Genomic DNA, 24,713 nt, shown 5'->3' with positions numbered 1-24,713 from the left:
GGAAAAATTTGGTAAGCAAAAGGTAAGCATGAGGTTTTTGTATGGTCAGTGTTTTCATCGCCATTTGCAATATATTCATCTCACACACATCCTGTGAGTTACCGGTGGGTGTGCCATTACATCAGCACTATAAACTGCATCACCAACATAAAAGGTAAGGCTATGAAACTCTTACAGATAAAGTTTGCACCTATAAAACTATCATTGCTCATCTCTTTATTAGCTTCTCCGTTACTCTTTATATCCTCATTGCTTGCGACCGCGCAATCGGAGCCTGCTCCCTTGGGCGCCAATGCACCTTTGGTGTACGTCAACCAAAACATTGGTTTCAATGTAAAGGGCTACAAATATAAGCAGTCTGAATTTCCTTGTGAGATAGATAAAGTTCTGGTGAGTAACCTGGTTGAACGCGCACAGGGCGGTGGTATCAGGCTTGAAGCGGTGGCTACTGCCGACAAAATCCGCAACGGCGTGATTCCGGTATTGGCGATCGATATTGAGCAGCTGGTATTGGGCGGGCAGGATCGTCAATTTGGTGTGAAGCAAACTATGTCGTTACCCAAAGTTCAGGTGACTGCCGCTTTAATAAAAGGCGAGGAGATGATTACTGCGAAGCATACCTGTGCAATTGTGACCCTCAACGAATTTACTCCATCGTCCAATGTGATGGATTTAGGTAACACTGGTACAACAGTATGCTCGGCAACGCGAAAATGTTTGCGTGACCTGAGCAACGATGTAGTTGAGTGGATGTCACCGCAGGTGAGATAAATAGCTGGCGAATAAATTTTGGGTTAATAAAAAACCGCCGACACACTCCTGTGTCGGCGGTTTTTTTACACGTGCATGATACGAGTAGTGCCAGCTTATTGAATCCGCATTGGAATATAAGCCATGTTGTTGGTGTTATTGGTCTCGGAGATTTCATTTTTCTCGTCGATGATAATGCCAAGCCAATAATTTTGCCCGACTACCAAGTCCTTCGGAATTGCGGCCGCCACTGTGGTGGTAAGTACATCTTCCGGGCTGAGTGAACCAAAAGTACCACCGCCAATTCTTCTGTCGCTAGTGCTAATGAAATCATTGGTAGAGACATAAATACCAAAACTGATATTGCTTTGCGTAGTTTTGCCATTGTTCTCCAGCGTGAACTCAGGGCGCACTGTGGTGCCGCGTGTTACACGGAAACCTGGCTCGCCGACGATGGTGATTGAGGTTAAGGTCGCAGTGTCTGCACTGTTGCGGATACGTACGCGGTCGTGGCTTGAGTATTCACCATCGGCTCCGGTACGACGCCAGTGGCTGACGGATACATCGTTAAATGTACTCGCTTGATTGCCATACAGAACACGTGAACCGTGTGATGCATCTTCACCAAAATAGGTGTTTGCGACTGTGCCATTGGTATGGTGATGACGCCATGAATCGCCCATCACGTTGTATTCCCAATTAACGTGCATCAAACCGAGGAAGTGGCCTGCTTCGTGATTGATTACTGCATCAATTGGCAGTGCAGTTCCTGTGTAGGCAAAGTTGGCGCTTTTGGCGGTAGAGCTGGTCCAGCTGCGCGATGAATCCAACACAATGTCCACCTCATCCAACCCGTAGTGCCAGCCGAAGAACCAATAGCAGTGGTAATTCATTTGCGCTACGCCCGGTGGTGAAATATCTTTTGCGTACACTTCGTTTTGGCCGTTGCCTCTGCTTACACCACCAGTTTCAGTAACAGTGTTCACCACAAAAGGCGATGGGTTGGCGTTGGTCGCTGCTATGCCGCGCAATGCAGCAGTGAGATTGCTACCGGAAAAACTAATAGTATTAATTCGTGCAGTAGTGGAGTTACCGCCCCAGCGCAATTTCTTGGCGCTGTCGCTATTACACTCTAACCAGGATGCACTCAGTGCTGGTTGGGCCAGCAATACAATTAACGATGTAATTAATAATTTAAACCGTAACATGATATGTCTCCCTATATTACTTAACGGTTAATGGTGCGCTAGTAACAGTCGCGGTTTTGCGAACAGACTCATCCGACTGTTTAAGGAATTCGATTTCCTCGGCGCTGGGTTTTGGCGTCGTTACAGCCACTTCTTTCATCAATTCAGCCACTGGTGGCTTCACGGTAAATGCCTGTTTTGCACTAGCCAATACCACGCGTGAATCCGGTTGACCCAGTTCAGCATTGAAGTGTTCGATCAGTTTAAAAAACTCATCGGTAATCAACGGTTCGCGATATTTTTTAACAATACTTGCTGGTGCTTCGCCTGAATAATCATCCGGTTTGGTGTAACCCTCGACATTCATGTTAATGCGATAGAGTGCAGGTGCTTCTGCTTCGTATTTCTTGCGAAGTTCTTCCAAGCCTTTGCTATCGATTTTATTTGCTTCAATAAAGCGTGCGGCGTCCGGTTGTTTGATTACTTTGTCGAATGCAGGGCGGGGCACTTCCATGGTGTTTAATTCAAAGCGTGGTTTGCCGCCGAACTCCAAGGTTTTTTCTGCGGCGACTAGCGGTACACCAAATCCGCTATAAATACGCTCATCAACAACACGGAAACGGCCTTCAACACAATCTACCAATTGGCAATCGCCAGCTCCACCACCGGGAATAAACAAAACGTCTGCTTCACCGCGTGCAAATGTTGGCGCAGTGGTTTCGGTGTAAACACCACCGCTACCATCAGCACCACCGGGAACGCGCAAGGTAATTTTTTCGGGCAGGTAACCGCGAAATACTTTGCCAATTTCGTAAGTCACAAATGTATGTGGTACGCCTTTGGGCTCTTCGCGGGTGGGTTCGGAATTGCGGTATTCGATATCAATGACTTTGCCGTAAGCGATTGCTGCGCTCTGGGCTACCAGTTCACGCAAGCCACCTTCGGGGGCATCGGCGGCACTGTGTGCGAGCAAGGTATGGCTGGAGAGAAAAAGGGAACAGGCTGTTGCCAGCCTCAATAATAATTGCGGCTTCATAACGAAACTCCTTCTAGTGGTTAACAACACGGCCCAGGTAAATGTTAGCTAGGCCTGCTCAAGAACATTGAGAATCCTTAATGTTCTGGTTGCTATAGTAGAGGTGTGTTCGTTCGTGTTCGAGGAAATAGTGCCTTGGTGTTTGGGTAATTTTTCACAGCGAGGCAGCTGCGAACCGCTGAATCGAATTCGCGTTAACGCTCAAGCAACGCCAATTTGTTTTCAACTCCATCCCATTTTTCATAATCAGGATAAGCATCAATCCTCACCGCAATCGCCGGCCAGCTCTGCGCTAGCTCAGCGTTAAGCTTGATAAAATGCCGCTGGTCTTCCGGCACTTCATCCTCCTCAAAAATCGCATTCGCAGGGCACTCGACCGGGCACAAGTTGCAGTCGATACACTCATCCGGATCAATCACCAGAAAGTTCGGCCCCTCCCGAAACGCATCAACCGGACAAACCTCCACACAAGTCGTGTGCTTGCAGTTAATGCAATTCTCTGTAACCACAAATGCCATGGGTAGATCCTTAAGTAGCTGTATGTGGCTACTTTAGGGAAAATTGCCTGTATCAGTAAAACGGATTGTTTATATATATGTTATCGGTTTTGTGGATAATGCTCTTCGGTAAGCGAGATATCACGCGTTCCATACGCTAATAACGGTAATACATTTGGATGGGTTGTAGTTCAGTACGCGAGGTATTGGAAATGGTTGAGCGTGATAACAGGAGAAAGAATCTTGGCAATTCACAACTAAAGCCAATACGCAAACACTAGAAATGGAGCTGAGCCGAGATGAAAAAAGTATGATGATTGTGATGTTTTTAATTTTACCGCTTCAGGGGGGGGCGGAACACTGCAAGCGCTTAACGTCCTGAATGATGCAACATGTAAAATGGAAATCGGTCAAAAGGATTCAAGGTTTACATGTGATTTTGAAGGAAAAAAGTTAGTCAGTAAAAGTGACAAATAAAAAAGGCGGCCAGTTGGCCGCCTTTTTTCGCTGTTAAGCTTCGTGAGCTTTTGTCTATCGGCTAATCATGTTCAAGGTGACTTGCATATCGGAGCATAACTTCAACCACTGGTGAGAGGTCTGAATATGGGGTGATATCTACTACAATTGTGCTCATGTCTCCATGTCTTTTATGCGAGGCAGCCCAAACCCCCTGTATTGGTAGTATTTCAGAAATTAGTTTATCTGCATTTTGGTCAGTTAATGCGCTCAGCTTAAAGGTTCGAGGTGCATACGCTCGAGGACTTTGCTCAGATGGGAGTAGGTGATCCACTCGTAATTTGTCAAAATATCTCTGCGCTACAGTCTTAGGGCTTTTTAGGCTGGCAATCTCAGAAGTCAAAATGCGAAGTTGGTCAGCGATTGCCTGTGTTGGGGTTATTTCCTTCTGTTCAATCTGGACTGCGTTGATGTCCCCAAAGTGATTTAACCACGACTTATAATTTGGATCGTTTTTTGATGCTTTGTAGGTAGCTGTAATTTTTTCAGCCAATAAATTTTTAAATTTTACTATTTCACCAAATCGAAGATCTCTAGGGTAAATAAGATGTTCTATAGGTGAAATGTCAAAAGAAAACGAAGTGGAACTGTCTTTAAGAATAATCGTTGGTTTATCAAAAGCGAGTCGGACACCAAGTTCCAGCATTACGTTTGCGTTTTTGCCGCTGATATCACAAATAACCATTTCATTTTGGTACAGGTTTTTAATAATGCGTTGTTGGATTACTCCGCTCTCATTTGCGTCACTAACTAAATTGGGGATGAATCCAGCGGTGCTAATAGCATCTTCCAGAATCCCTCGTACCTCTTGCCAATGACCCATCTCACACCCGTCGATTGGTGATATGGGCATCACGATCCCGCAGGTGGGCAACTTGCTACTTACAGGGGGTTCGGCTTCGGTATTGTCTGCGGCAGCGGCCTTTTTAGTCATTTTTTATTCCATTCGATTTAAAATTGGCGAAGCGTACAAGTAGTCGGAGTTACTTTACAGTTGATTCCTTTCGACTTAAGAAGAGACTCTAAGCCTTTTTGAGCTAGATCTGTTTGTATATTTGGGCCGATTATAATTTCCTCAATCCACTCGTAATCAAATTCAAAATCGATAAATGGTATCAGAATTCCGGAGCGTTCGCATATTTGAATATTCTGAGGGGCGATTTTCGCCTCATTTGTTAGAAAAATTAAACGAGACTCAGATTCATCAGTGAATTCCTTTGGCTTAATTGCACAAGCTGCAAACATTATTTTTTCTATCATTTCATCAACTAACTTTGAAGCAAAATCGTCCATGAGTTCGTCGTTGTCAACATCATTGCCGCTGATCGCGGCGTCAATTCTGAGTATTATATTCTCAATGGCAATGATTGAATTTACGTGTTGATGTCCTTCATAGCTAACCTTTTCAAATGCGTAAGATAAACCCGAGGTTGGTGTTGTTGAAAGTTTGCCTTTAAGCGCATCAAAAAAATCTGACTTGAATCCAATGCAATAAGAGGCATTCATTTTCCCGTACGACATCCACTGTCTGAGGTTGTCTTTTTTGTCTGTAAAAGATGTGACAAACGAATGCGTACGCAAACCTTCTAGTTCGACAAGAGTGGCTAGTCTCGAGTAAAAGTGTCGAAGTGAATCAGCTTCCTCAGGAGAGTCTCCCTCCGCATTTATGGACAACTCGTTGAGTCTCGTTAAGGCGTGAGTTAACCCTTCGTTAAACTCTCTATAGTCATTCAAAAAGCGTATATCTGTAGCTCTCAACTTTTGCGAGCAAATTATTCCCTTTAATCCCTCCGCAGATGTGTAGTGGTAATACGATGTCATAAAAAATTTCCAAATTGTATGAAACAGGCTTCTTGCAGTTCGTGTATCCGCACATGTAATGCCCCTCGCGCGATTTTTGACCAGTATACCGCCCTGAAAAATATCAGGGCATGCTCTTGGGGCGGAAAAATCACTCCTCCTCGACCTGCGGCTTCCGTAAAAAATTTGAATTTGTGAGATAGGGTTTTGAAGCAAACCAGCATGGATGCTGCGGGTTACATGAAATAGTCAGTTCAAAGGGTGAAGCGTATTGAACGAAAGTGACGCGCAGATTCAATAAAAAGTGGGTGATGAGGGCCTTTAGATGAGAGGGAAATAAAAGCACCCACCTGCAGGATTATTACACCCAAATTTCAGGCAATAAAAAAGGGCTTACATTTCTGTAAGCCCTTTCGGATTTGGTGCCAGTGGTCGGACTCGAACCGACACGCTTTAAGGGCGCCGGATTTTGAATCCGGTGCGTCTACCAATTCCGCCACACTGGCGAGTGGTGCGCATTTTAATGATTTGCGCCTGTGTGTCAAACACTTATTACGAAAACTTTATAAAGCGGTGTTTTGATAATCGAGTTGGTGCATTTACTAGGCAATTTGGTCAAAAATTGCTTAACTCTTTGCGGCTAGCTTTGAGCTAAGTTACTTACAAGACCAGTCAATAGAGGCAACGGATTCAAAATCCGGCGCCTTTTTATTAAATCGGAGCAAGTCCGATGCGCTTGATTTTGCAACAGCCCTAAATTGGGTTACCCTGCCGACCTTTTCCACGCCATTCCCTTTGAAGCTGTTTGATTGTTATGCGCCGCCAGGATTTTTCTTACGATTTGCCCGATTCCCTTATTGCCCGTGCACCCGCTGCAGAGCGACGGGGCAGTCGTTTATTGCAGTTGGATGGCCTGAGCGGGCAGCTTACCCATGGGCAATTTCCCGATCTGCTCAATCTGGTTGAGCCGGGTGATTTGATGGTGTTTAACAATACCCGTGTGATTCCCGCGCGCCTGTTTGGCCAGAAAACATCGGGCGGGCAGGTTGAAATTTTGGTGGAGCGGGCGCTGGATAATCGCCGTGTGCTCGCTCATACCCGCGCCAGCAAATCCCCGAAAGTGGATTCACAGGTTATCTTGCAGGACGGCACCCGCGTGCAATTGGTTGCCCGTCACGATGCTTTGTTTGAGTGGGAATTCCTTGGCGACGATTCGGCCTTGGTGGTTTTGGATCGTATTGGCCACATGCCATTGCCTCCTTATATAGACCGCGATGATGTTGCCGCTGACCGCGAGCGTTATCAAACCGTGTATAGCAAAGAGCAGGGCGCAGTTGCGGCGCCGACTGCCGGTCTGCATTTTGATGAATTGATGCTGGAGCAGTTGCGTGCAAAAGGCGTGAACACGGCGTTTGTGACCTTGCATGTGGGGGCAGGGACTTTCCAGAATATGCGCGTCGATAATATTGCCGAGCACCAGATGCATTCGGAAATTATGGATGTGTCGGCCGAGGTGTGTGAGTTGGTGCGCGCAACCAAGGCGGCGGGCAAACGCGTTATCGCCGTGGGTACTACCAGCGTGCGCAGTTTGGAATCTGCTGCGCAAGGTTATGCGGATGCCGTGCAAAAAGGTGCGATACATCCCTATCAGGGTGAGACCAGTATTTTTATTTATCCCGGTTACCAATTCCAGGTAGTGGATGCATTGGTAACTAATTTTCATTTGCCGGAATCGACATTGATTATGTTGGTATCGGCCTTCGCCGGTTATGGTTTTACCATGGCGGCTTACAAGGAAGCGGTTGCACAGCAATACCGTTTTTTCAGTTATGGCGATGCCATGTTTATCACCCGCAATCCCGCCGCTGCACAACAACCGGTGGGGCAGGCTGTGGGCTCGTCCAGCTAATACCTTTTCCTTAACCTCATGTAGCAGAAGCCAGAGAGAAGATCGTGACTAACCAATGTTTTATGGAATTTGAATTAGATAGCCAGACGGGCAGGGCGCGTCGTGGCCGTTTGAAGTTTCCGCGCGGCACAGTCGAGACTCCGGCATTTATGCCTGTAGGAACTTACGGCACCGTGAAGGGCATGACCCCGCGCGATGTAGAAGATATAGGTGCGCACATTATTCTGGGCAACACTTTCCACTTGATGTTGCGCCCCGGCACCGAGGTGATCAAGGCTCACGGTGATCTCCACGATTTTATGCAATGGAAAGGGCCTATCCTCACTGATTCCGGTGGTTTCCAGGTATTCAGCTTGGGCAAGTTGCGCAAGATCACTGAAGACGGTGTAACTTTTAAATCGCCTATCAACGGCAGCAAAGTGTTTATGGGGCCTGAAGAATCCATGCAAGTGCAGCGGGATTTGGGTTCGGACATTGTGATGATTTTTGATGAATGCACGCCTTATCCGGCAACCATTCATGAAGCACGCGATTCAATGGAGTTGTCGCTGCGTTGGGCCAAGCGTTCCAAAGTTGCCCATGGCGATAACCCGTCTGCATTGTTCGGTATTGTGCAGGGCGGAATGTACGAGAACCTGCGCACCGAATCCCTGACCGGTTTGGTCGAAATTGGTTTTGATGGTTATGCGATTGGCGGCCTGTCGGTCGGCGAACCTAAAGAGGATATGCTGCGTATCCTTGAAAGTCTCACCCCGCAAATGCCCAAGCACAAACCGCGCTATTTGATGGGCGTGGGCAAGCCGGAAGATTTGGTCGAAGGTGTGCGCCGCGGAGTGGACATGTTTGACTGCGTAATGCCCACCCGTAACGCGCGCAACGGCCATTTATTTACCAGTGAGGGTGTTGTCAAACTGCGCAATGCCAAGTATCGCGAAGATACTGGCCCGCTCGATCCTCAATGCGACTGCTACACCTGCAAAAACTTCTCCCGCTCGTATCTTCACCATCTGGATAAATGTAATGAGATGTTGGGAGCGCAACTTAATACTATTCACAACTTGCGCTACTACCAGCGGATCATGGCGGATATACGTAAAGCATTGAGCGATAACACTTTTGACGCATTTTTGGCAGATTTTTATGGTCGTCAAGGGTTGGAAGTTCCGCCGGCGCCCCCACAATGATCGCTTCGCCGTTGTTGTCAGCGAATTAAAGGGTATAATCCGGCGCCCTAGGCCATACCGCAGTCAGCAATTTGATTGTGTGCACGTAGAAAAGTAAGGCGAATTAAAGTACACGATTTGAGCGGTACAGCGAATCGAAACGACTTCAAAACCCGCCGTTAATAAGTTGGGAAATATATATGCTAAATCGCTACCCGCTGTGGAAGTACCTGATGCTGATCGCTCTGACGGCAATAGGCTTTATTTATTCGATTCCTAATATTTATATTCCTGATCCGGCGGTACAGGTATCAGGTGACTCCAGTGCAAAAGTGATCGATGCGGCTGTGCAAACCCGTATTGAGCAAGCGCTGAAAGATGCCAATATCGAGTACTTTGGTGCTGAGTCAGATGGTCATTCCGCAATGGTTCGCGTGAAGGGCCATGAAGCGCAAATGCTTGCCCGTACAACTATCCAACGTGCACTGGGTGATGGTTATATCGTTGCATTGAACAGTGCATCGACCACTCCGGGCTGGCTGCAGGCACTGGGTGCTGCGCCGATGAAATTAGGTTTGGACCTCGCAGGTGGTGTGCACTTTTTGCTGGAAGTTGATAGCGAATCGGCAGTAGCCAAGCGTCAGTTGATCAGTGCTGACGATATGAAAGATAAATTGCGCAAAGCGAAATTGCGTTATTCATCGATTGTGGCGAATAAAGACAATCAAATCGTTGCGCGTTTCCGTGCACAAGAATCTGTTGATGAGGCGATCAGCGCATTGCGCGGTGATTACCCAGGCATGCAGTTTGTAAAACAAAATGCAGCTGCTGATGCAACCGAGTTTTCATTTATCGCTACGCTGAGTGAAGCGGCTGTTAAAGAAATTGAAGATTACGCACTCAACCAAAACCTGGTGACCCTGCGTAACCGCGTAAATGAATTGGGTGTATCTGAACCAATCGTACAGCGTCAGGGCCGCAACCGTATTATTGTGCAGTTGCCCGGTGTGCAAGATCCAGCTGAAGCAAAACGCGTTATCGGTAAAACCGCAAACCTTGAATTCCGTTTGGGCGCATCGCCTGACACTTTGGTTTCTAACAAAGAAGAATTTCCTTTCAAAGATGAGTTGATGCAAATGCAGCGTGGTAATGCTGTGTTGGAAAAACAACTTATCGTTACTGGTGATAGCGTTACCGATGCGAAGAGCAGCTTCGATCCGGAAACCAACCAGCCGCAAGTAAACATCACTCTCGATAACCTCGGCGGAACCAAAATGAACCGCGTGACGCGCAACAACGTTGGCCGTCAAATGGGGATTTTGTTTATCGAATACAAAACCCGTACGCAAATTGTAAAAAATGCGGCTGGTGAAGATGTTGAAAAAGCAACGCAATACATCGAGCGTAAAGTAATTAGTTTGGCCACCATCCAAAGCGCCTTGGGTATCCAATTCCGTATTACCGGTTTGGATCAACCGGGTGAAGCGGCTGAACTTGCTCTCTTGCTGCGTGCCGGTGCGCTTGCTGCGCCTATGCACTTTGTTGAAGAGCGAACCATTGGTCCATCACTCGGTGCGGATAACATCAAGAAAGGTGTTGAGTCTTGTATCTGGGCGCTGATCATGGTGTTCATCTTTATGATGGTGTTCTACCGCGTGTTCGGTATCTTCGCCAACATCGCACTTGCCATTAACGTACTTCTGCTGATGACCGTGTTGTCGATGTTCGGTGCAACCCTGACCTTGCCAGGTATTGCGGGTATCGTGTTAACCATGGGGGTAGCGGTGGATGCGAACGTACTTATCTATTCGCGGATACGTGAAGAATTGCGTAACGGTGCTTCACCGCAGCAAGCGATTTACACCGGATATGAGCGCGCGTTTATTACGATTCTCGATGCGAACCTGACCACGATGATTGTGGCAATTATTTTGTTCGCTGTAGGTACTGGCCCGATTAAAGGTTTTGCGATCACATTGTGGATTGGTCTGGTTACTTCCATGATCACCTCCATCATGGTGAGCCGTGCGTTGGCGAACCTGGTATATGGTCGCCAAAAAAATCTGCAAAAAATTTCCATATAAGAGAGCGCGACCATGGCTTATGAATTAAAAGTTATTGATTTTATGGGCATTCGTAAATACACGAATGCGTTCTCAATAGTTGTCGCAATTCTGGCTATTGCATCTATCGTGTTTCAAGGATTCAAGTTTGGCTTGGATTTTACCGGTGGTACGCAGCTTGAAGTGCAGTTTGACCAGCCTGCAGATTTGGCGAAAGTTCGGCATGTACTTGAAGAGGAAAAACTTCACGCGCCGGTTGCAGTGACATTTGGTAGTGATCGCGACGTAATGATTCGCACCCAGGATCAGATGTCGGTAAAAGGGCGCGAACTGATTACTGCTGAGATTGCAAAGTTGGGTAATGGTGCTGCGTTGTTTGAAGTGGCTCGTCCAACACGCGAACAAGATGGCTTTGTTGATGTTATTGTTATCAGCAATGTAACGCCTGAACAAATTACCCAAGCCAATATTTTTGACGCAGAGCGTTTTGGTCGTACGATTATCGGTCAGCGCGATGCTTACACTACTGTCGCTGTCGAGAAAGGTTTGGAATTGGTTTACAGTCAAGCACTTCTGAAAAAGTTGCAAACCGAAACTGGTGCTTCAATCAAGCTACGTAGTAGTGAGTCTGTAGGTCCACAGATCGGAGACGAGTTGCGCGATAGCGGCGGTTTGGGAATCCTGTTTGCATTCGGCTTGGTGTTTTTATACGTTGCTGTGCAGTTCCAATGGAAGTTTTCGGTTGGCGCATTGGTAGGTTTGGTGCACGTTACTCTTGTAACGCTTGCATGCTTTACTTTCTTCCAGTGGGATTTCGATCTTGTTGTATTGGCGGCAATCATTGCGCTGATTGGTTATTCGATTAACGATACCATCGTAATTTTTGACCGTATCCGTGAAAACTTCCGCAAGTTGCGTGCGATGGATCCAATCGAAATCGTAAATATTTCCATGACCCAAACGCTAGGCCGTTCGTTGATGACTCACGTTACCGTGTTTTTGGTAATGGCGGTGCTCTACATCTTCGGTGGTGAATTGTTGTCTGGCTTCTCCAAGGCGATGATGATCGGTGTAGTGTTTGGCTGTTTCTCTTCTATCTACATCGCTGCAAACGTGACTGTGGCAATGGGGATCTCCAAAGAAGACTTGATGCCACGTCCGAAAGAGGGTGAAGAAGGCGCTGACCTTTCTCCATGATTCCCTGTTCGTGATGTATCCAAAAACAGCGCCGAAGGGCGCTGTTTTTGTTTGTGAGTTAGGGCAATTGTGCATTCGCTGCATCTCGGGTATCGTCCAACCAAATTCCCCATTCACCAATAATTCCTATGATCGAGCACATCAGTTTTAGCCCAGCCTTGCAGCAAAGCGATAACCTTGAATTGTTGCGCGCCACTGTTGGTCGTTTCCAGCGCATCTTTAATGGTAGCGGCTATGGTTTTTGGGAGTGGGATCTACAGACCCAGCACATTGAGTGGTCGGGTGGATTTTGGGAGCGCTTGGGTTATGGGCCGGAGGATGCTGAAAGTATTAGCGACTCCTCAAAAGTGCTTACGTTTATGCATCCCGACGACCGCGAATTTGCAATAGAGGCTACGCGTCAGCATTTGCGCAGCGGCAAACCGCTCGATGTTTCCTATCGCATCAGAACCAAGCACGGTGATTATATTTGGACGCAAGTGCGTGCCGATTCCCTGCGCGATGAACATGGTCACGCCATGATTATGTCGGGCGTGAATTTCGATATCACCGAAATTAAAAAAGTAGAGGCTGCGTTGCGCGAGAGTGAGGCGCGTCAGGTGCGTATTATCCAGGCCTCCAGTGATGGTATTTGGGAATGGTACGCGGATCGGGGCGGATTTCATTTCTCTCACCGCTGCTGGGAGTTATTGGGTTACGACGATCTGGACGATGTGCTCACCGAAGGTGAAGACCGCTTAAAAATTTGGCGCAAACATATTTACCCGCAGGATTTATCCAAATTCGATAGCGCTTTGGTTGAACACATGGCCGGGCGTTCACCGTTTGATGTGGAATACCGGCTCATCAGTACCCAAGGGGATATCCGCTGGATTCGCGGTCGCGGTCGCGCCGTATTTAATGAGAAGGGCCAGCCGATAATGATGTCGGGCAGCAATATGGATATCACTGAGGTAAAGCGTGCCGAGGAGCGCGTAATCCAGTCGAAGGAGCTGGCGGAAAAAGCCAACCGCGCAAAATCAGAATTTTTGTCCAGCATGAGTCACGAATTGCGCACGCCGCTCAATGCGATTCTTGGCTACACCCAACTGTTCGAATACGACGGTAATTTGAAATCCCAGCAAGTGGAGAATGTGCGCGAAATCCGCAAAGCGGGCGAGCATTTGCTGCAGTTGATTAACGATGTATTGGATCTCGCCAAAATTGAATCGGGCAATATGACGGTTTCGCTTGAGCCAGTATTGGTATCGCGACTCATTACTGAGTGTTTTACTTTGGTTCAGCCACAAGCTGATGCAAAGGGTATTCGCCTGTCGTCGTCGCTAGCAGAATTCTCCAATACCTATGTGATTGCCGACCATGTTCGCTTCAAACAAGCCCTGTTAAATTTGCTGAGCAATGCCGTCAAATATAATCATGTTGGTGGTGAGGTTGAGGTGAAGCTGGTGGCGCAACCGGGGCAGCTATTGCGCATCAGTGTACGTGATACCGGCCGTGGGATTCCATTGCAGCGCCAGGGTGAGGTGTTTCAGCCGTTCAATCGCTTGAGTGCTGAAAATACCAGTATTGAAGGCTCTGGTGTGGGCTTGGTTATCACTAAGCAGTTGGTGGAGATGATGCACGGGCGTCTCGATTTCACCAGTACTGAGGGGATAGGAACAACGTTCTGGATCGATTTCCCCATGGCTACTGAATGGAATACTGATTCAATTGCCCGCCATACATCGAATAAAGACTACACCCCTGCGGTGCTCAATGTGCAGCGCAATTGCAAAGTGCTATACGTGGAAGACAATCCGACCAATATCCGTTTATTACAGCAAATTTTTGCGCGCTACCCGCAGCTGGATTTGGAAATTGCGGAAGAGGCGTTTTTGGGTATTTACAAGGCTCGTAGCCTGCGACCGGATTTAATAATCCTGGATATTAACCTGCCGGGTATGGATGGTTACGATGTTCTTGGGGTGTTGAAAAATGACCCGGATACTCGTGAAATTCCCGTTGTGGGATTATCTGCTAATGCGATGCCTTACGATGTCGAGCGAGGCCGTAAAGCGGGCTTTTTTGACTATCTCACCAAACCGGTCGATATTCATCGTTTGATCGACGTGTTCAATAAGTTGTTGAAAGACAATTGATTTTTGTCATCTATTCCACGGCGCCAGCGATTTTGGCGCCAGTTTTTTCTCTCCGCTGTTCGCTTTTAACCAGCCCAATGTCCATGCTTTAAGCACATTCGTTAACAATTGCAAATGTTGATGGTTTTGCAACATTTGCGGCTTATTATCACTCAATGAACAATTGTTCATTTTCTTGTTTGGTGGCTTTTCAGCAAGCCACGGCGTTCTATTACTATTTTCATGTCTCGCATTCGCGCGTTTAAGGAGTTCACCATGTTCGCAGTCAATCGGTATAGGGCAGTGTTTGCCATAGGAATCATGGGATTTGCGCTTTCTGCCTGCGATAGCAAAACCCCGCAAGCGGCAGCACCCGCACCCGTTGAAGTCGGTGTTGTCACGTTGAAGGCTTCGGATGTTCCATTAGAAGCGGATTTGCCGGGTCGCACTACTGCCTACCGCAAAGCGGAAGTCCGTCCGCAGGTGAGCGGTATTATCCAGAAGCGACTGTTCGTGGAAGGTGCTGAAATCAAAGCCGGCACTCCGCTGTACCAAATCGATCCCGCCACTTACGAAGCAGCGTTGAGCAGTGCGCAAGCAGAGTTAGCTCGTGCAGAAGCGAATAATGCAGCGGCCATGGCGAAAGAAACTCGCTACAAAAACTTGAATACGTCCAAAGCAATCAGCCAACAGGATTACGATGATGCCTTGGCCAACTTTGGCCAGACCAAGGCGAATGTTGCGGCTGCCAGAGCTGCAGTTCAGACCGCAAGCATCAACCTTAAATACACCAAAGTGCTCGCACCAATCGATGGTGTGATCAGTAAATCTTCGGTCACTGAAGGTGCGTTGGTGAGTGCAGGGCAGGCAGATGTGCTCGCGAACATTTTGCAGCTTGATCCAATTTACGTCGATGTTTCCCAATCCGCAGAAGAATTACTGCAATTGCGTCGCGACATGCTTAAAGGTGATGTGTCAGTCGCTGATGCCGCTAAAGTGCGTTTGTTGTTGGACGATGGTTCAGTGTATGAGCACGAAGGCAGTTTGCAATTTGCCGAAGTGGGCGTAAATGAAACCACTGGCTCGGTGACCTTGCGCGCGCAATTCCCGAATCCGGATCGCTTGTTGCTGCCAGGTATGTTTGTGCGTACCCAGCTCGAAGAAGGTGTGCGTACCAACGCACTGCTTGCTCCACATCGCGGTGTTGCGCGCGACCGTTCCGGTAATGCAACTGCGATGGTAATTAACAAACAAGGCGTGGTTGAAGTTCGCCCGATTAAAACCGGTCGTTCGGTAGGTGATCAGTGGTTGGTGCTGGAAGGTTTGGCAGTTGGTGACCAGGTGATTGTTGAAGGTTTGCAAAAAGTAAAACCGGGCGCGCCCGCTAAAGCTGCTGCAGCAACTGCTAACAGCAAAACCAAGGAGTAATCGATATGGCGAGGTTTTTTATTGATCGCCCGGTTTTTGCCTGGGTTATTTCCATCATTATTATGCTGGCGGGCGCGCTGTCTATTTTCAAATTGCCCATCGCCCAGTATCCAGAAGTTGCACCGCCTGCGGTGAGTATTTCTGCTACTTACCCTGGCGCATCTGCGCAAACGGTGCAAGACACGGTAATTCAGATTATCGAGCAAGGTCTCACTGGTATCGACAATGTTCAATACATGTCATCGACCAGTGAATCGAGTGGTCGTGGTGAAGTGACGCTGACATTCCTTGCGGGAACTGATCCGGATATCGCGCAAGTTCAAGTGCAAAACAAATTGCAAACCGCAATGCCGCTGTTGCCGCAAGAAGTGCAGCAGCAGGGTATTCGTGTGACCAAATCGTCCGCTGGTTTCTTGATGGTTATCGGGTTTGTATCTTCCGATGGCAAGATGGATAAATACGATATCGCCGACTATGTTGCTGCCAACGTTCAGGATCAATTGAGCCGTGTAAACGGTGTAGGGCAAATTCAATTATTCGGTTCGCAATATGCGATGCGTATTTGGTTGGATGCAAACAAGCTTGCCACTTACAACCTCACCACAGTTGATGTGGCAACACAAATTCGCGCGCAAAATGCGCAGATTGCTGCTGGTGAGTTAGGTGGTACGCCAGCGTTACCCGGTCAGCAAATTAACGCCAGTATTGTGGTGCAAACGCGTTTATCTACGCCGGAAGAATTCCGCAATATTTTGCTGCGTGTTAATCAAGACGGTTCGCAAGTTCGTTTGGGTGATGTAGCGCGTGTTGAGCTGGGTGGTGAAAACTATCAATTCGAAACCGAGTACAACAATCGTCCTGCTGCGGGTATTGCAATTACTTTGGCGGCCGGTGCAAATGCGTTGGATACTGCTGACGCAGTGCGTAAACGCATCGATGAACTCTCGGGCTTTTTCCCGCAGGGTTTGGAGATTGTTTATCCCTACGACACTACGCCGTTCGTAAAGCTTTCGATTGAAGCGGTAGTACACACACTCATCGAGGCCATCATTTTGGTGTTCCTGGTGATGTACTTGTTCCTGCAAAATTTCCGAGCAACCTTAATTCCTACTATTGCGGTGCCGGTGGTATTGCTCGGTACCTTTGCGATCTTGTCGGTATTTGGTTTCTCCATCAATACATTAACAATGTTTGCGATGGTACTGGCAATTGGTTTGCTGGTAGATGATGCGATTGTGGTGGTGGAAAACGTCGAACGGGTAATGGCGGAAGATGGGCTTTCACCGCGCGAAGCAACGCGCAAATCCATGCAGCAAATTACCGGTGCATTGATTGGTATTGCATTGGTGTTGTCAGCGGTGTTTGTGCCTATGGCATTTTTTGGTGGATCGACCGGTGTAATTTATCGCCAGTTCTCGATCACAATTGTGTCAGCGATGGTGTTGTCGGTGATTGTGGCCTTGACCTTGACCCCGGCGCTCTGCGCAACCTTACTTAAGCCGGTAAAACACGATCATTACGAGAAAGGTGGTTTCTTTGGTTGGTTTAATCGCAATTTCAATCGCGCGACTGACAAATACCAAAGTGGTGTTGGTTCGATGTTGGGTAAAACCAAACGTTACATGGTGATCTACGGCGCAATCGTGATTGTGCTGGGATTGTTGTTCACGCGTTTGCCGAGTTCATTTTTGCCGGATGAAGATCAGGGCATTATGTTTACCCAAATGACCTTGCCTGTTGGTGCAACCAAAGAGCGCTCCATTGTGGTGATGGACCAGATTGAAAAGCATTATCTGGAAAATGAAAAAGACAGCGTGCGTTCTGTGTTCTCCGTTATCGGTTTCAGTTTCAGTGGTCGCGGCCAAAACAACGGTATCGCGTTTGTGGGCATGAGAGATTGGAGTGAGCGTACAGATGATGCACAGCACGTACAAAGTATTGCTGGTCGTGCGATGGGCGCATTCTCGCAAATTAAAGATGCGATGGTTTTCCCGTTTGTTCCGCCTGCGATTACGCAATTAGGTACTTCATCTGGATTCAATTTGCAGTTGCAGGATTTGGGTGGCTTGGGTCATGAAGCATTGATGAATGCGCGCAATCAATTTTTAGGTGCTGCATCCCAGGATCAGCGTTTGGTTGGCGTGCGCCCTAATGGTCAGGAAGATAATCCGCAATTCAAGTTGGATGTAAATCAGGAAAAAGTTGCTGCACTGGGTGTGTCTTTGTCGGATGTGAATAGCATTTTCTCAACCGCTTGGGCGGCATCTTACGTGAATGATTTCATCGATAACGGGCGCGTGAAAAAAGTGTACGTCCAAGGTGAAGCGCAATATCGCATGCTGCCGGAAGATGTAAAACATTGGTACGTGCGCAACAACCAAAATGAAATGGTGCCATTTTCTGCATTTACTTCTGGCCGTTGGATTTACGGTTCACCACGGCTTGAGCGTTACAACGGTGTGCCATCGGTCAACGTGATCGGGCAGGGCGCTCCGGGTGTTAGCTCGGGTGATGCGATGCTAGCTGCAGAAGAAATTATTGCAAAATTGCCGCAAGGTATTGGTTATCAGTGGACGGGAATGTCGTTGCAAGAGCGTGAGTCGGGCAATCAGGCACCGCTGCTGTACGCGTTGTCGATTTTGATTGTATTCCTCTGTCTCGCTGCGCTTTATGAAAGTTGGTCGGTTCCGTTTGCCGTAATTTTGGTGGTGCCACTCGGGATTATCGGTGCGGTGTTATTCGCGATGGGTCGCGGTTTGTCCAACGATGTTTATTTCCAGGTTGGCTTGTTAACCACGATTGGTTTGGCTGCAAAAAATGCGATCTTGATTGTTGAGTTTGCCAAATCCCTTTATGAAGAAGGTATGGGATTGGTTGAAGCAACAATGGAAGCGGTGCGTATGCGTTTGCGTCCAATCATTATGACCTCGCTTGCATTTATGCTCGGTGTGACACCATTGGTAATCAGTTCCGGTGCAGGTTCCGGTAGCCAAAACGCAATTGGTACTGGTGTGTTTGGTGGAATGTTCTCGGCGACGGTATTGGCGATTTTCTTTGTGCCGGTATTTTTTGTAGTGGTATTCCGTTTGGCCCACCGTTGGTTTCCTGCGAAGAAGCAAGATGAGCCGGTGAGTCATGAATAAGTGCGACACTATTCTTGATTCAACCTTAAACCTGTTGGCGAGCCGTGGTTTTCACGGCTTCTCCATCAGGGATGTTGCGAAAGACGCAGGTGTAGCAACAGGTACTGTGTATTTGTATTTTGAGGATCGCGATGATCTGATAAAAAAATTGCACGATCAGATTATTGAAACTGTCGGGCGGGAAGTATTTGTTACGGCAGGCAGGGGTCTTTCTTTGTATCAACAATTTCATCAAATGTGCAGTAATTTCTGGTCGCTATTTAAGAAGCAGCCAGCGATTATTTTGAGCAAGGGTCAGTTTGATCATCTTCCGCCTGATTTGTTGCGCAGTCGTCACGAGGAGGTCAAGGTTGTGCTTGAGCCTTTGTTTACTTTTTTTATTCGTGGACGCGATGAAAGAGCATTAAAAGATTTACCCGATGAAATTTTGTTCTCGCTGGCGTTTGAGCCTTATTTTGAAATCGCTCGCAAATCGCTGCAGGGGTTTGTTGTGGTTGATGATGAAATGCTTGAGCGAATTATTCGTGCCAGTTGGGATTCGATTGCAATTCATCCCGCCAGATAATTATCTGAATAAAAAAACGGCGAGCCAAGGCTCGCCGTTTTTTTGCTTCTGATCAGTCTTATTTAAGATGACCAAGATTTTTTTGCACGATTTGAAGGATCGGCTTAAACACTTTAGGTGAGCCGCACACGATGTGGCCGGTTTCCAGATAATCGGCACCGCCATTAAAGTCGCTGATCAAACCGCCAGCTTCTTTCACTAGCAGAATGCCGCCAGCAATATCCCACTCGTTTAAATTCATTTCCCAGAATGCATCAAAGCGACCTGATGCCACATAAGCCAAATCCAGTGCAGCTGAACCGCAGCGCCGAATCCCGGAAGTTTGACCGGCAATTTCTTGTACGCACGCAAGGTATGGGCCGATGTGCTCCAGTGCATAACCACTGAAAGGAATGCCGGTGCCGATTAATGCACCTTCAAGTCCGCGACGGTTGGATACGCGCAAGCGACGGCCATTCAGTGCGGCGCCACGGCCACGGCTGGCAGTAAATTCTTCGCGTTTGATGGGGTCGATAATAACGGCGTGTTCGATCTGGCCTTTGTATTTGCAAGCGATGGAGATAGAGAAGTGCGGTACCCCGTGAATAAAGTTGGTGGTGCCATCAAGCGGATCGATAATCCATTCGTAATCGGGGTTCTTGCCGGGTTGGTGTCCGCCTTCTTCACCGCGGATGCTGTGGTCGGGATAGGCTTTGCGGAGATGGTAAATAATTTCTTTTTCAGCGGCTTTATCGACTTCAGTTACATAGTCGTTACGGCTTTTGGTTTCGATCGTTAACAAGTCAACACGCTCAAATGCGCGTTCGATCAACTCAGCAGCTTTGCGCCCAGCGCGCAGAGCAATCGTCAACATGGGTTCCATAAAGCACCATTCAATAAAAGCAATAAGTTAACAATTAGATCGATATCGATTAGATAGCACTAATTCAGGGGTAGGGATTGTATAAAGAGCGGGGCCGCAGGTGACATCAGACAAGGTTTGTCTGGTACCTCTCGCCAAGGGCGCGCAGTATAGCTGCAAGTCGTCACTAGAGGCTAGTGATAAGTGACTGTATACTGCGCGCCGTTTTATTGAGTCCTTAACTCTCACCTCCTTATTTGTCACCGAGATTTGCCTATGTCAGCCCAGCCTTTTGCCAATATCCGTATCGTTTTGGTTAATACCAGTCACCCGGGCAATATTGGTGGCACTGCGCGGGCGATGAAAAATATGGGCTTGGGTCGCTTATATCTCGTGGCTCCGCAGGAATATCCATCAGACAAGGCCGTTTGGCGTTCAGCCGGTGCAACGGATGTATTGGATAGCGCTGTAGTCGTTGAGACTCTTGATGAAGCTATCGCTGGTTGTAGCTTGGTAGTGGGTACCAGCGCCCGTGAGCGTCGCATTCCCTGGCCGCTCCTTGATCCACGCCAGTGCGGTGAAAATGTGTGGGCTGAAGCGGGGAGCCATGAGGTTGCCGTCGTATTTGGACGCGAAGATCGCGGCCTTACGAACGAAGAGCTACATAAGTGCAACTACCATGTGCATATCCCGGCGAATCCGGATTACAGCTCATTGAACCTTGCGACTGCAGTGCAGGTGATCACTTATGAAATCCGCATGGCTTATTTGCAAGCCGCAGAAGGGAATACCTTGCCGCAGCACCAGTGGGATATGCCGCCCGTAGAAGCCCAAGCGATGGAGACTTACTACGAGCATCTTGAGCAGACTCTTGCTGAGTTGAATTTCCTTGATCGCGATAACCCCAAGCAGACTATGACCCGCTTGCGTCGCCTCTATAACCGTGTGCGTATGGACCAGATGGAGCTGAATATCCTGCGCGGCGTGCTGACAGCGGTACAAAATTACGTTCATTACAGCGGCCAGGTGATGACCAAGTTTGGCTTGAAGCCAGGTTTGGAGTCCATGCGCGAGCAAGTTAAAGGCGAAAAGAGCGATCCCAAGGGAGAATAATCCCGAAAAGTGGCGATAAATCCGGCTAATTGACCCGATATCCACTCTTCAGTCGATTGGACATTGGAAAAGGCTGAATACTTGAGTAAAATACTCGGAATTAGCGTCGCGACTGATTCCGGCTCATCTTGCTTACCTGCGGCGACTCACTAACAACGGGATTTTTTACGAGGCCCATCCGCTTATGAGACTTACTACTAAAGGCCGCTACGCCGTCACCGCCATGCTGGATTTGGCGCTGCACAGCGATCAGGGACCCGTTAGTCTGGCGGATATCTCTACACGCCAACGGATTTCCCTGTCGTATCTGGAGCAATTATTTGCGCGTTTGCGTCACTTTAAGTTGGTCAAAAGTGTACGCGGCCCCGGTGGCGGTTATCGCCTCATGGGTAACACGGCTGATATTTCCATCGCCCAGGTAGTCGATGCAGTAAGTGAGTCCTTGGATGCAACTCGCTGTGAAGGTAAAGGTAATTGCCAGGAAGGCGAGGTCTGTTTGACTCACCATCTGTGGGAGGATTTAAGTGCGCAGATCCATCGTTTCCTGAGCGATATTACGCTCGCTGATTTGGTGGCACGCAATGATATCCAGTCAGTGCGGTTGCGTCAGGATGAGCGCTTAATCAATGGCCGTTGCGATGAATCCCATATCGCCGTAAGCGAAATTTTGTAACTGTATTTTCACCTTATTCCAAGGTATTGACCGTTTTGCGCAAGCCCATTTATTTAGATTACGCCGCGACAACTCCTGTTGCTCCTGAAGTAGCAACACGCATGGCGCAATGTCTCACGCTCGAAGGAACCTTCGCTAATCCTGCTTCTCGCTCTCACTTATACGGTTGGCAAGCTGAAGAAGCAGTGGAAGAGGCCCGCGCGCAAGTTGCCGGTTTGATTAATGCTGATCCGCGTGAAATTGTTTGGACTAGCGGTGCGACTGAGGCAAATAATCTCGCGCTAAAAGGTGCTGCGGAAACTTATCGCGCAACGCACAAAACCGGCGGTCATATTGTTGTGTCGGCGATTGAACACAAGGCCGTACTTGATCCGGTTAGTTGGTTGGAAGCGCAAGGTTTTGCCGTAACGCGTCTGCAACCAACCGCAGAAGGAATTATCACCCTAGATGCTTTAGTTGCTGCCCTGCGTAGCGATACTTTTTTAGTCAGCATCATGCAGGTCAACAATGAATTGGGCTGCATCAACGACATCAAAAGTTTGAATGACCTTTGTAAAGCGCGCAGTGTTTTATTTCATTGCGATGCTGCACAAAGTGCTGGAAAAATTGCGCTGGATGTCAAGGCGCTCGGTGTAGATTTGCTTTCACTTTCTGCGCACAAGTTTTATGGACCAAAAGGTATTGGTGCGCTCTACGTGCGTCGCGCAGGCGAAGTAAAAATCGCAGCGCAAATACACGGTGGCGGACATGAGCGCGGCATGCGTTCTGGCACATTGCCCACCCATCAGTTAGTGGGAATTGGTGAGGCGGCGCGCTTGGCAGCTGAACAGTTAGCTAATGATGCCGCGCGTATAAAAGTATTGCGTGACCGCTTATGGGAAGGCATTGCAGATTTGCCGGGCGTAAAACGCAACGGTTCCAGCAATGATTGCGTGAGCGGCATTTTGAATGTGTCATTTGGTAATGCGGATGGCGAGATGTTATTGCTCTCGTTGCGTGATTTGGCAATTTCCAGTGGCTCGGCGTGCAACTCGGCGAGCATGTCGCCCAGCTACGTGCTTAAAGCGATTGGTTTGAGTGATGAAGCAGCGCAAGCGTCGCTGCGTTTTAGCATTGGTCGTTACACCACTGCCGACGAAATTGAATATGCGATTGAACACCTTCGCAGTGTTATCGCCAAGCTGCACAAGGCTTAGTGCCCGGCACAAGCCCTCAGCAACAAAAGGTAAATGCAATGTCTGAACAAGTCGAACAACTCATTAAGAAAGAATACGCTGCTGGTTTTCATACCGCCATCGATTCAGAAACTCTGCCACCAGGGTTGAATGAGGATGTTATTCGTTTTATTTCAGCGAAAAAGAATGAACCCGAATGGTTGTTGGAATGGCGTTTGAAAGCCTATAACGCTTGGTTGGAAATGACCGAGCCGGAATGGGCGCACGTCAAATACGATGATATTGATTTTCAGGCGGTTTCTTATTATTCCGCGCCTAAATCTATGAATGACAAGCCCAAAAGCTTGGATGAAGTAGATCCGGAATTGTTGCGCACCTATGAAAAGCTTGGAATTCCATTGCACGAGCAAGCAGCACTCGCGGGTGTTGCGATGGACGTGGTGTTCGACTCGGTTTCAGTAGTAACTACCTTCCGCGAAAAATTGCTCGAAGTTGGCGTAATTTTTTGCTCGATCAGCGAAGCAGTACATAAGTATCCAGAGCTGGTTAAAAAATATATCGGCTCGGTTGTGCCACAAAAAGACAACTACTATGCCGCACTGAATTGCGCAGTGTTTTCAGACGGCTCCTTTGTGTATATCCCCAAAGGTGTGCGCTGCCCGATGGAGTTGTCGACTTACTTCCGTATTAATGAACAAAACACCGGCCAATTTGAGCGTACGTTGATTATTGCAGATGAAGGTTCGCACGTAAGCTATCTCGAAGGTTGCACCGCGCCGATGCGCGATGAAAACCAATTGCATGCTGCAGTTGTTGAATTGATCGCGCTGGATAACGCCGAAATCAAATATTCCACTGTACAAAACTGGTATCCCGGTAACGAAGAAGGCAAGGGCGGTATTTACAATTTTGTGACCAAGCGCGGTGTGTGCCACACCAATGCAAAAATTTCCTGGACGCAAGTTGAAACAGGCTCAGCAGTAACCTGGAAATATCCAAGTTGTATTCTGCGTGGTGATAACAGCGTCGGTGAATTCTACTCGGTGGCGCTCACCAATAATTATCAGCAGGCCGATACTGGAACCAAGATGATCCATATCGGAAAAAATACTCGCTCGACGATTATTTCCAAAGGAATTTCTGCCGGTAAAAGCTCCAATGCCTATCGCGGTTTGGTGCGTATCAATCCTGGTGCTGAAGGTGCGCGCAATTACACCCAGTGTGATTCTTTGCTGATCGGCGATAAATGTGGTGCCCACACTTTCCCTTACATCGAAAGTAAAAACCCAAGTGCGGTGATTGAACATGAGGCCACCACCTCGAAAGTGAGTGAAGACCAAATGTTCCTCTGCCAGCAGCGCGGACTGGACGCGGAAAAAGCTGTGTCCATGATCGTAAATGGTTTTTGTCGCGAGGTATTTAAAGAGTTGCCGATGGAGTTTGCTGTTGAGGCTGGCAAATTGTTAGAGGTCAGCCTTGAAGGTTCGGTTGGTTAACTGCTTAAGGCGATTTTGTATGTTGGGATGGTGGTGATAAATCC

Annotated in this window: 19 protein-coding genes and 1 tRNA gene; 13 read left to right on the top strand and 7 right to left on the bottom strand. The window is 48.0% G+C overall.

The features are described 5' to 3' along the window. Positions 1 to 162: 162 nt before the first annotated feature. Positions 163 to 771 (top strand): hypothetical protein, encoded by a 609-nt coding sequence (locus AAGC78_RS04090; protein ID WP_435782759.1) that lies wholly within the window; start codon positions 163 to 165, stop codon positions 769 to 771. 95 nt (positions 772 to 866) lie between these two features. Here AAGC78_RS04090 and AAGC78_RS04085 read toward each other — a convergent pair whose 3' ends face one another. The 6 genes from AAGC78_RS04085 to AAGC78_RS04060 form a co-directional block, all read right to left on the bottom strand. Further along, complete coding sequence (locus tag AAGC78_RS04085) at positions 867 to 1,958, bottom strand: CARDB domain-containing protein (RefSeq protein WP_435782758.1); 1,092 nt, start codon at positions 1,956 to 1,958, stop codon at positions 867 to 869. 16 nt (positions 1,959 to 1,974) lie between these two features. Continuing rightward, a complete protein-coding gene (locus AAGC78_RS04080) occupies positions 1,975 to 2,973 on the bottom strand; it encodes a hypothetical protein (RefSeq protein ID WP_435782757.1) in 999 nt (332 codons plus the stop codon). A 194-nt stretch (positions 2,974 to 3,167) separates the two neighbouring features. Next, entirely contained in the window at positions 3,168 to 3,491 is a 324-nt protein-coding gene (gene fdxA / locus AAGC78_RS04075) for a ferredoxin FdxA (RefSeq protein ID WP_435782756.1), read from the bottom strand. A gap of 517 nt (positions 3,492 to 4,008) precedes the next feature. Next, entirely contained in the window at positions 4,009 to 4,920 is a 912-nt protein-coding gene (locus AAGC78_RS04070) for a hypothetical protein (protein ID WP_435782755.1), read from the bottom strand. A 17-nt stretch (positions 4,921 to 4,937) separates the two neighbouring features. After that, complete coding sequence (locus AAGC78_RS04065; RefSeq protein WP_435782893.1) at positions 4,938 to 5,507, bottom strand: hypothetical protein; 570 nt, start codon at positions 5,505 to 5,507, stop codon at positions 4,938 to 4,940. 699 nt (positions 5,508 to 6,206) lie between these two features. Next, positions 6,207 to 6,292: transfer RNA gene (locus tag AAGC78_RS04060), tRNA-Leu, on the bottom strand. 308 nt (positions 6,293 to 6,600) lie between these two features. On the opposite strand from AAGC78_RS04060, the gene queA reads away from it, so the two are divergent. The 8 genes from queA (at position 6,601) to AAGC78_RS04020 (ending at position 19,371) form a co-directional block, all read left to right on the top strand. Next, on the top strand, positions 6,601 to 7,695 hold the full coding sequence (queA, locus tag AAGC78_RS04055; RefSeq protein ID WP_435782754.1) for a tRNA preQ1(34) S-adenosylmethionine ribosyltransferase-isomerase QueA: 1,095 nt from the start codon (positions 6,601 to 6,603) through the stop codon (positions 7,693 to 7,695). 62 nt (positions 7,696 to 7,757) lie between these two features. Next, positions 7,758 to 8,879 carry a tRNA guanosine(34) transglycosylase Tgt gene (gene tgt, locus AAGC78_RS04050; protein ID WP_435782892.1) on the top strand — a complete coding sequence of 374 codons (1,122 nt, stop codon included), beginning with the start codon at positions 7,758 to 7,760 and terminating at the stop codon, positions 8,877 to 8,879. Between the two features lie 179 nt (positions 8,880 to 9,058). Beyond that, positions 9,059 to 10,942, top strand: coding sequence for a protein translocase subunit SecD (secD, locus tag AAGC78_RS04045; RefSeq protein ID WP_435782753.1), 1,884 nt, complete (start codon positions 9,059 to 9,061; stop codon positions 10,940 to 10,942). A gap of 12 nt (positions 10,943 to 10,954) precedes the next feature. Further along, positions 10,955 to 12,118 carry a protein translocase subunit SecF gene (gene secF / locus AAGC78_RS04040; RefSeq protein WP_435782752.1) on the top strand — a complete coding sequence of 388 codons (1,164 nt, stop codon included), beginning with the start codon at positions 10,955 to 10,957 and terminating at the stop codon, positions 12,116 to 12,118. A gap of 128 nt (positions 12,119 to 12,246) precedes the next feature. Next, complete coding sequence (locus AAGC78_RS04035; RefSeq protein WP_435782751.1) at positions 12,247 to 14,256, top strand: hybrid sensor histidine kinase/response regulator; 2,010 nt, start codon at positions 12,247 to 12,249, stop codon at positions 14,254 to 14,256. Positions 14,257 to 14,418: 162 nt separating this feature from the next. Beyond that, positions 14,419 to 15,663, top strand: a complete 1,245-nt coding sequence (locus AAGC78_RS04030; RefSeq protein WP_435782891.1) for an efflux RND transporter periplasmic adaptor subunit — start codon at positions 14,419 to 14,421, stop codon at positions 15,661 to 15,663. 5 nt (positions 15,664 to 15,668) lie between these two features. Further along, a complete protein-coding gene (locus tag AAGC78_RS04025) occupies positions 15,669 to 18,806 on the top strand; it encodes an efflux RND transporter permease subunit (protein ID WP_435782750.1) in 3,138 nt (1,045 codons plus the stop codon). Then, positions 18,799 to 19,371, top strand: a complete 573-nt coding sequence (locus AAGC78_RS04020; RefSeq protein WP_435782749.1) for a TetR/AcrR family transcriptional regulator — start codon at positions 18,799 to 18,801, stop codon at positions 19,369 to 19,371. The genes AAGC78_RS04025 and AAGC78_RS04020 overlap by 8 nt, the downstream gene beginning before the upstream one ends. Positions 19,372 to 19,429: 58 nt before the next feature. Here the strand turns inward: AAGC78_RS04020 and AAGC78_RS04015 are convergent, their stop codons facing one another. Next, entirely contained in the window at positions 19,430 to 20,233 is an 804-nt protein-coding gene (locus AAGC78_RS04015) for an inositol monophosphatase family protein (RefSeq protein ID WP_435782748.1), read from the bottom strand. A 255-nt stretch (positions 20,234 to 20,488) separates the two neighbouring features. Between AAGC78_RS04015 and trmJ the strand changes: the two genes are divergently transcribed. From trmJ to sufB, 4 genes are all read left to right on the top strand, one after another. Continuing rightward, entirely contained in the window at positions 20,489 to 21,325 is an 837-nt protein-coding gene (trmJ, locus tag AAGC78_RS04010; RefSeq protein WP_435782747.1) for a tRNA (cytosine(32)/uridine(32)-2'-O)-methyltransferase TrmJ, read from the top strand. 184 nt (positions 21,326 to 21,509) lie between these two features. Then, positions 21,510 to 21,998, top strand: coding sequence for a Fe-S cluster assembly transcriptional regulator IscR (iscR, locus tag AAGC78_RS04005; protein ID WP_435782746.1), 489 nt, complete (start codon positions 21,510 to 21,512; stop codon positions 21,996 to 21,998). A 35-nt stretch (positions 21,999 to 22,033) separates the two neighbouring features. Further along, on the top strand, positions 22,034 to 23,194 hold the full coding sequence (locus tag AAGC78_RS04000) for an IscS subfamily cysteine desulfurase (RefSeq protein WP_435782745.1): 1,161 nt from the start codon (positions 22,034 to 22,036) through the stop codon (positions 23,192 to 23,194). Positions 23,195 to 23,232: 38 nt separating this feature from the next. Further along, entirely contained in the window at positions 23,233 to 24,669 is a 1,437-nt protein-coding gene (gene sufB, locus AAGC78_RS03995; protein WP_435782744.1) for a Fe-S cluster assembly protein SufB, read from the top strand. The last annotated feature ends 44 nt before the right edge of the window (positions 24,670 to 24,713 follow it).

It is taken from the genome of Cellvibrio sp., assembly GCF_039207905.1.
GTDB lineage: Bacteria > Pseudomonadota > Gammaproteobacteria > Pseudomonadales > Cellvibrionaceae > Cellvibrio.
This window is presented reverse-complemented; position numbering and strand designations above follow the sequence as displayed.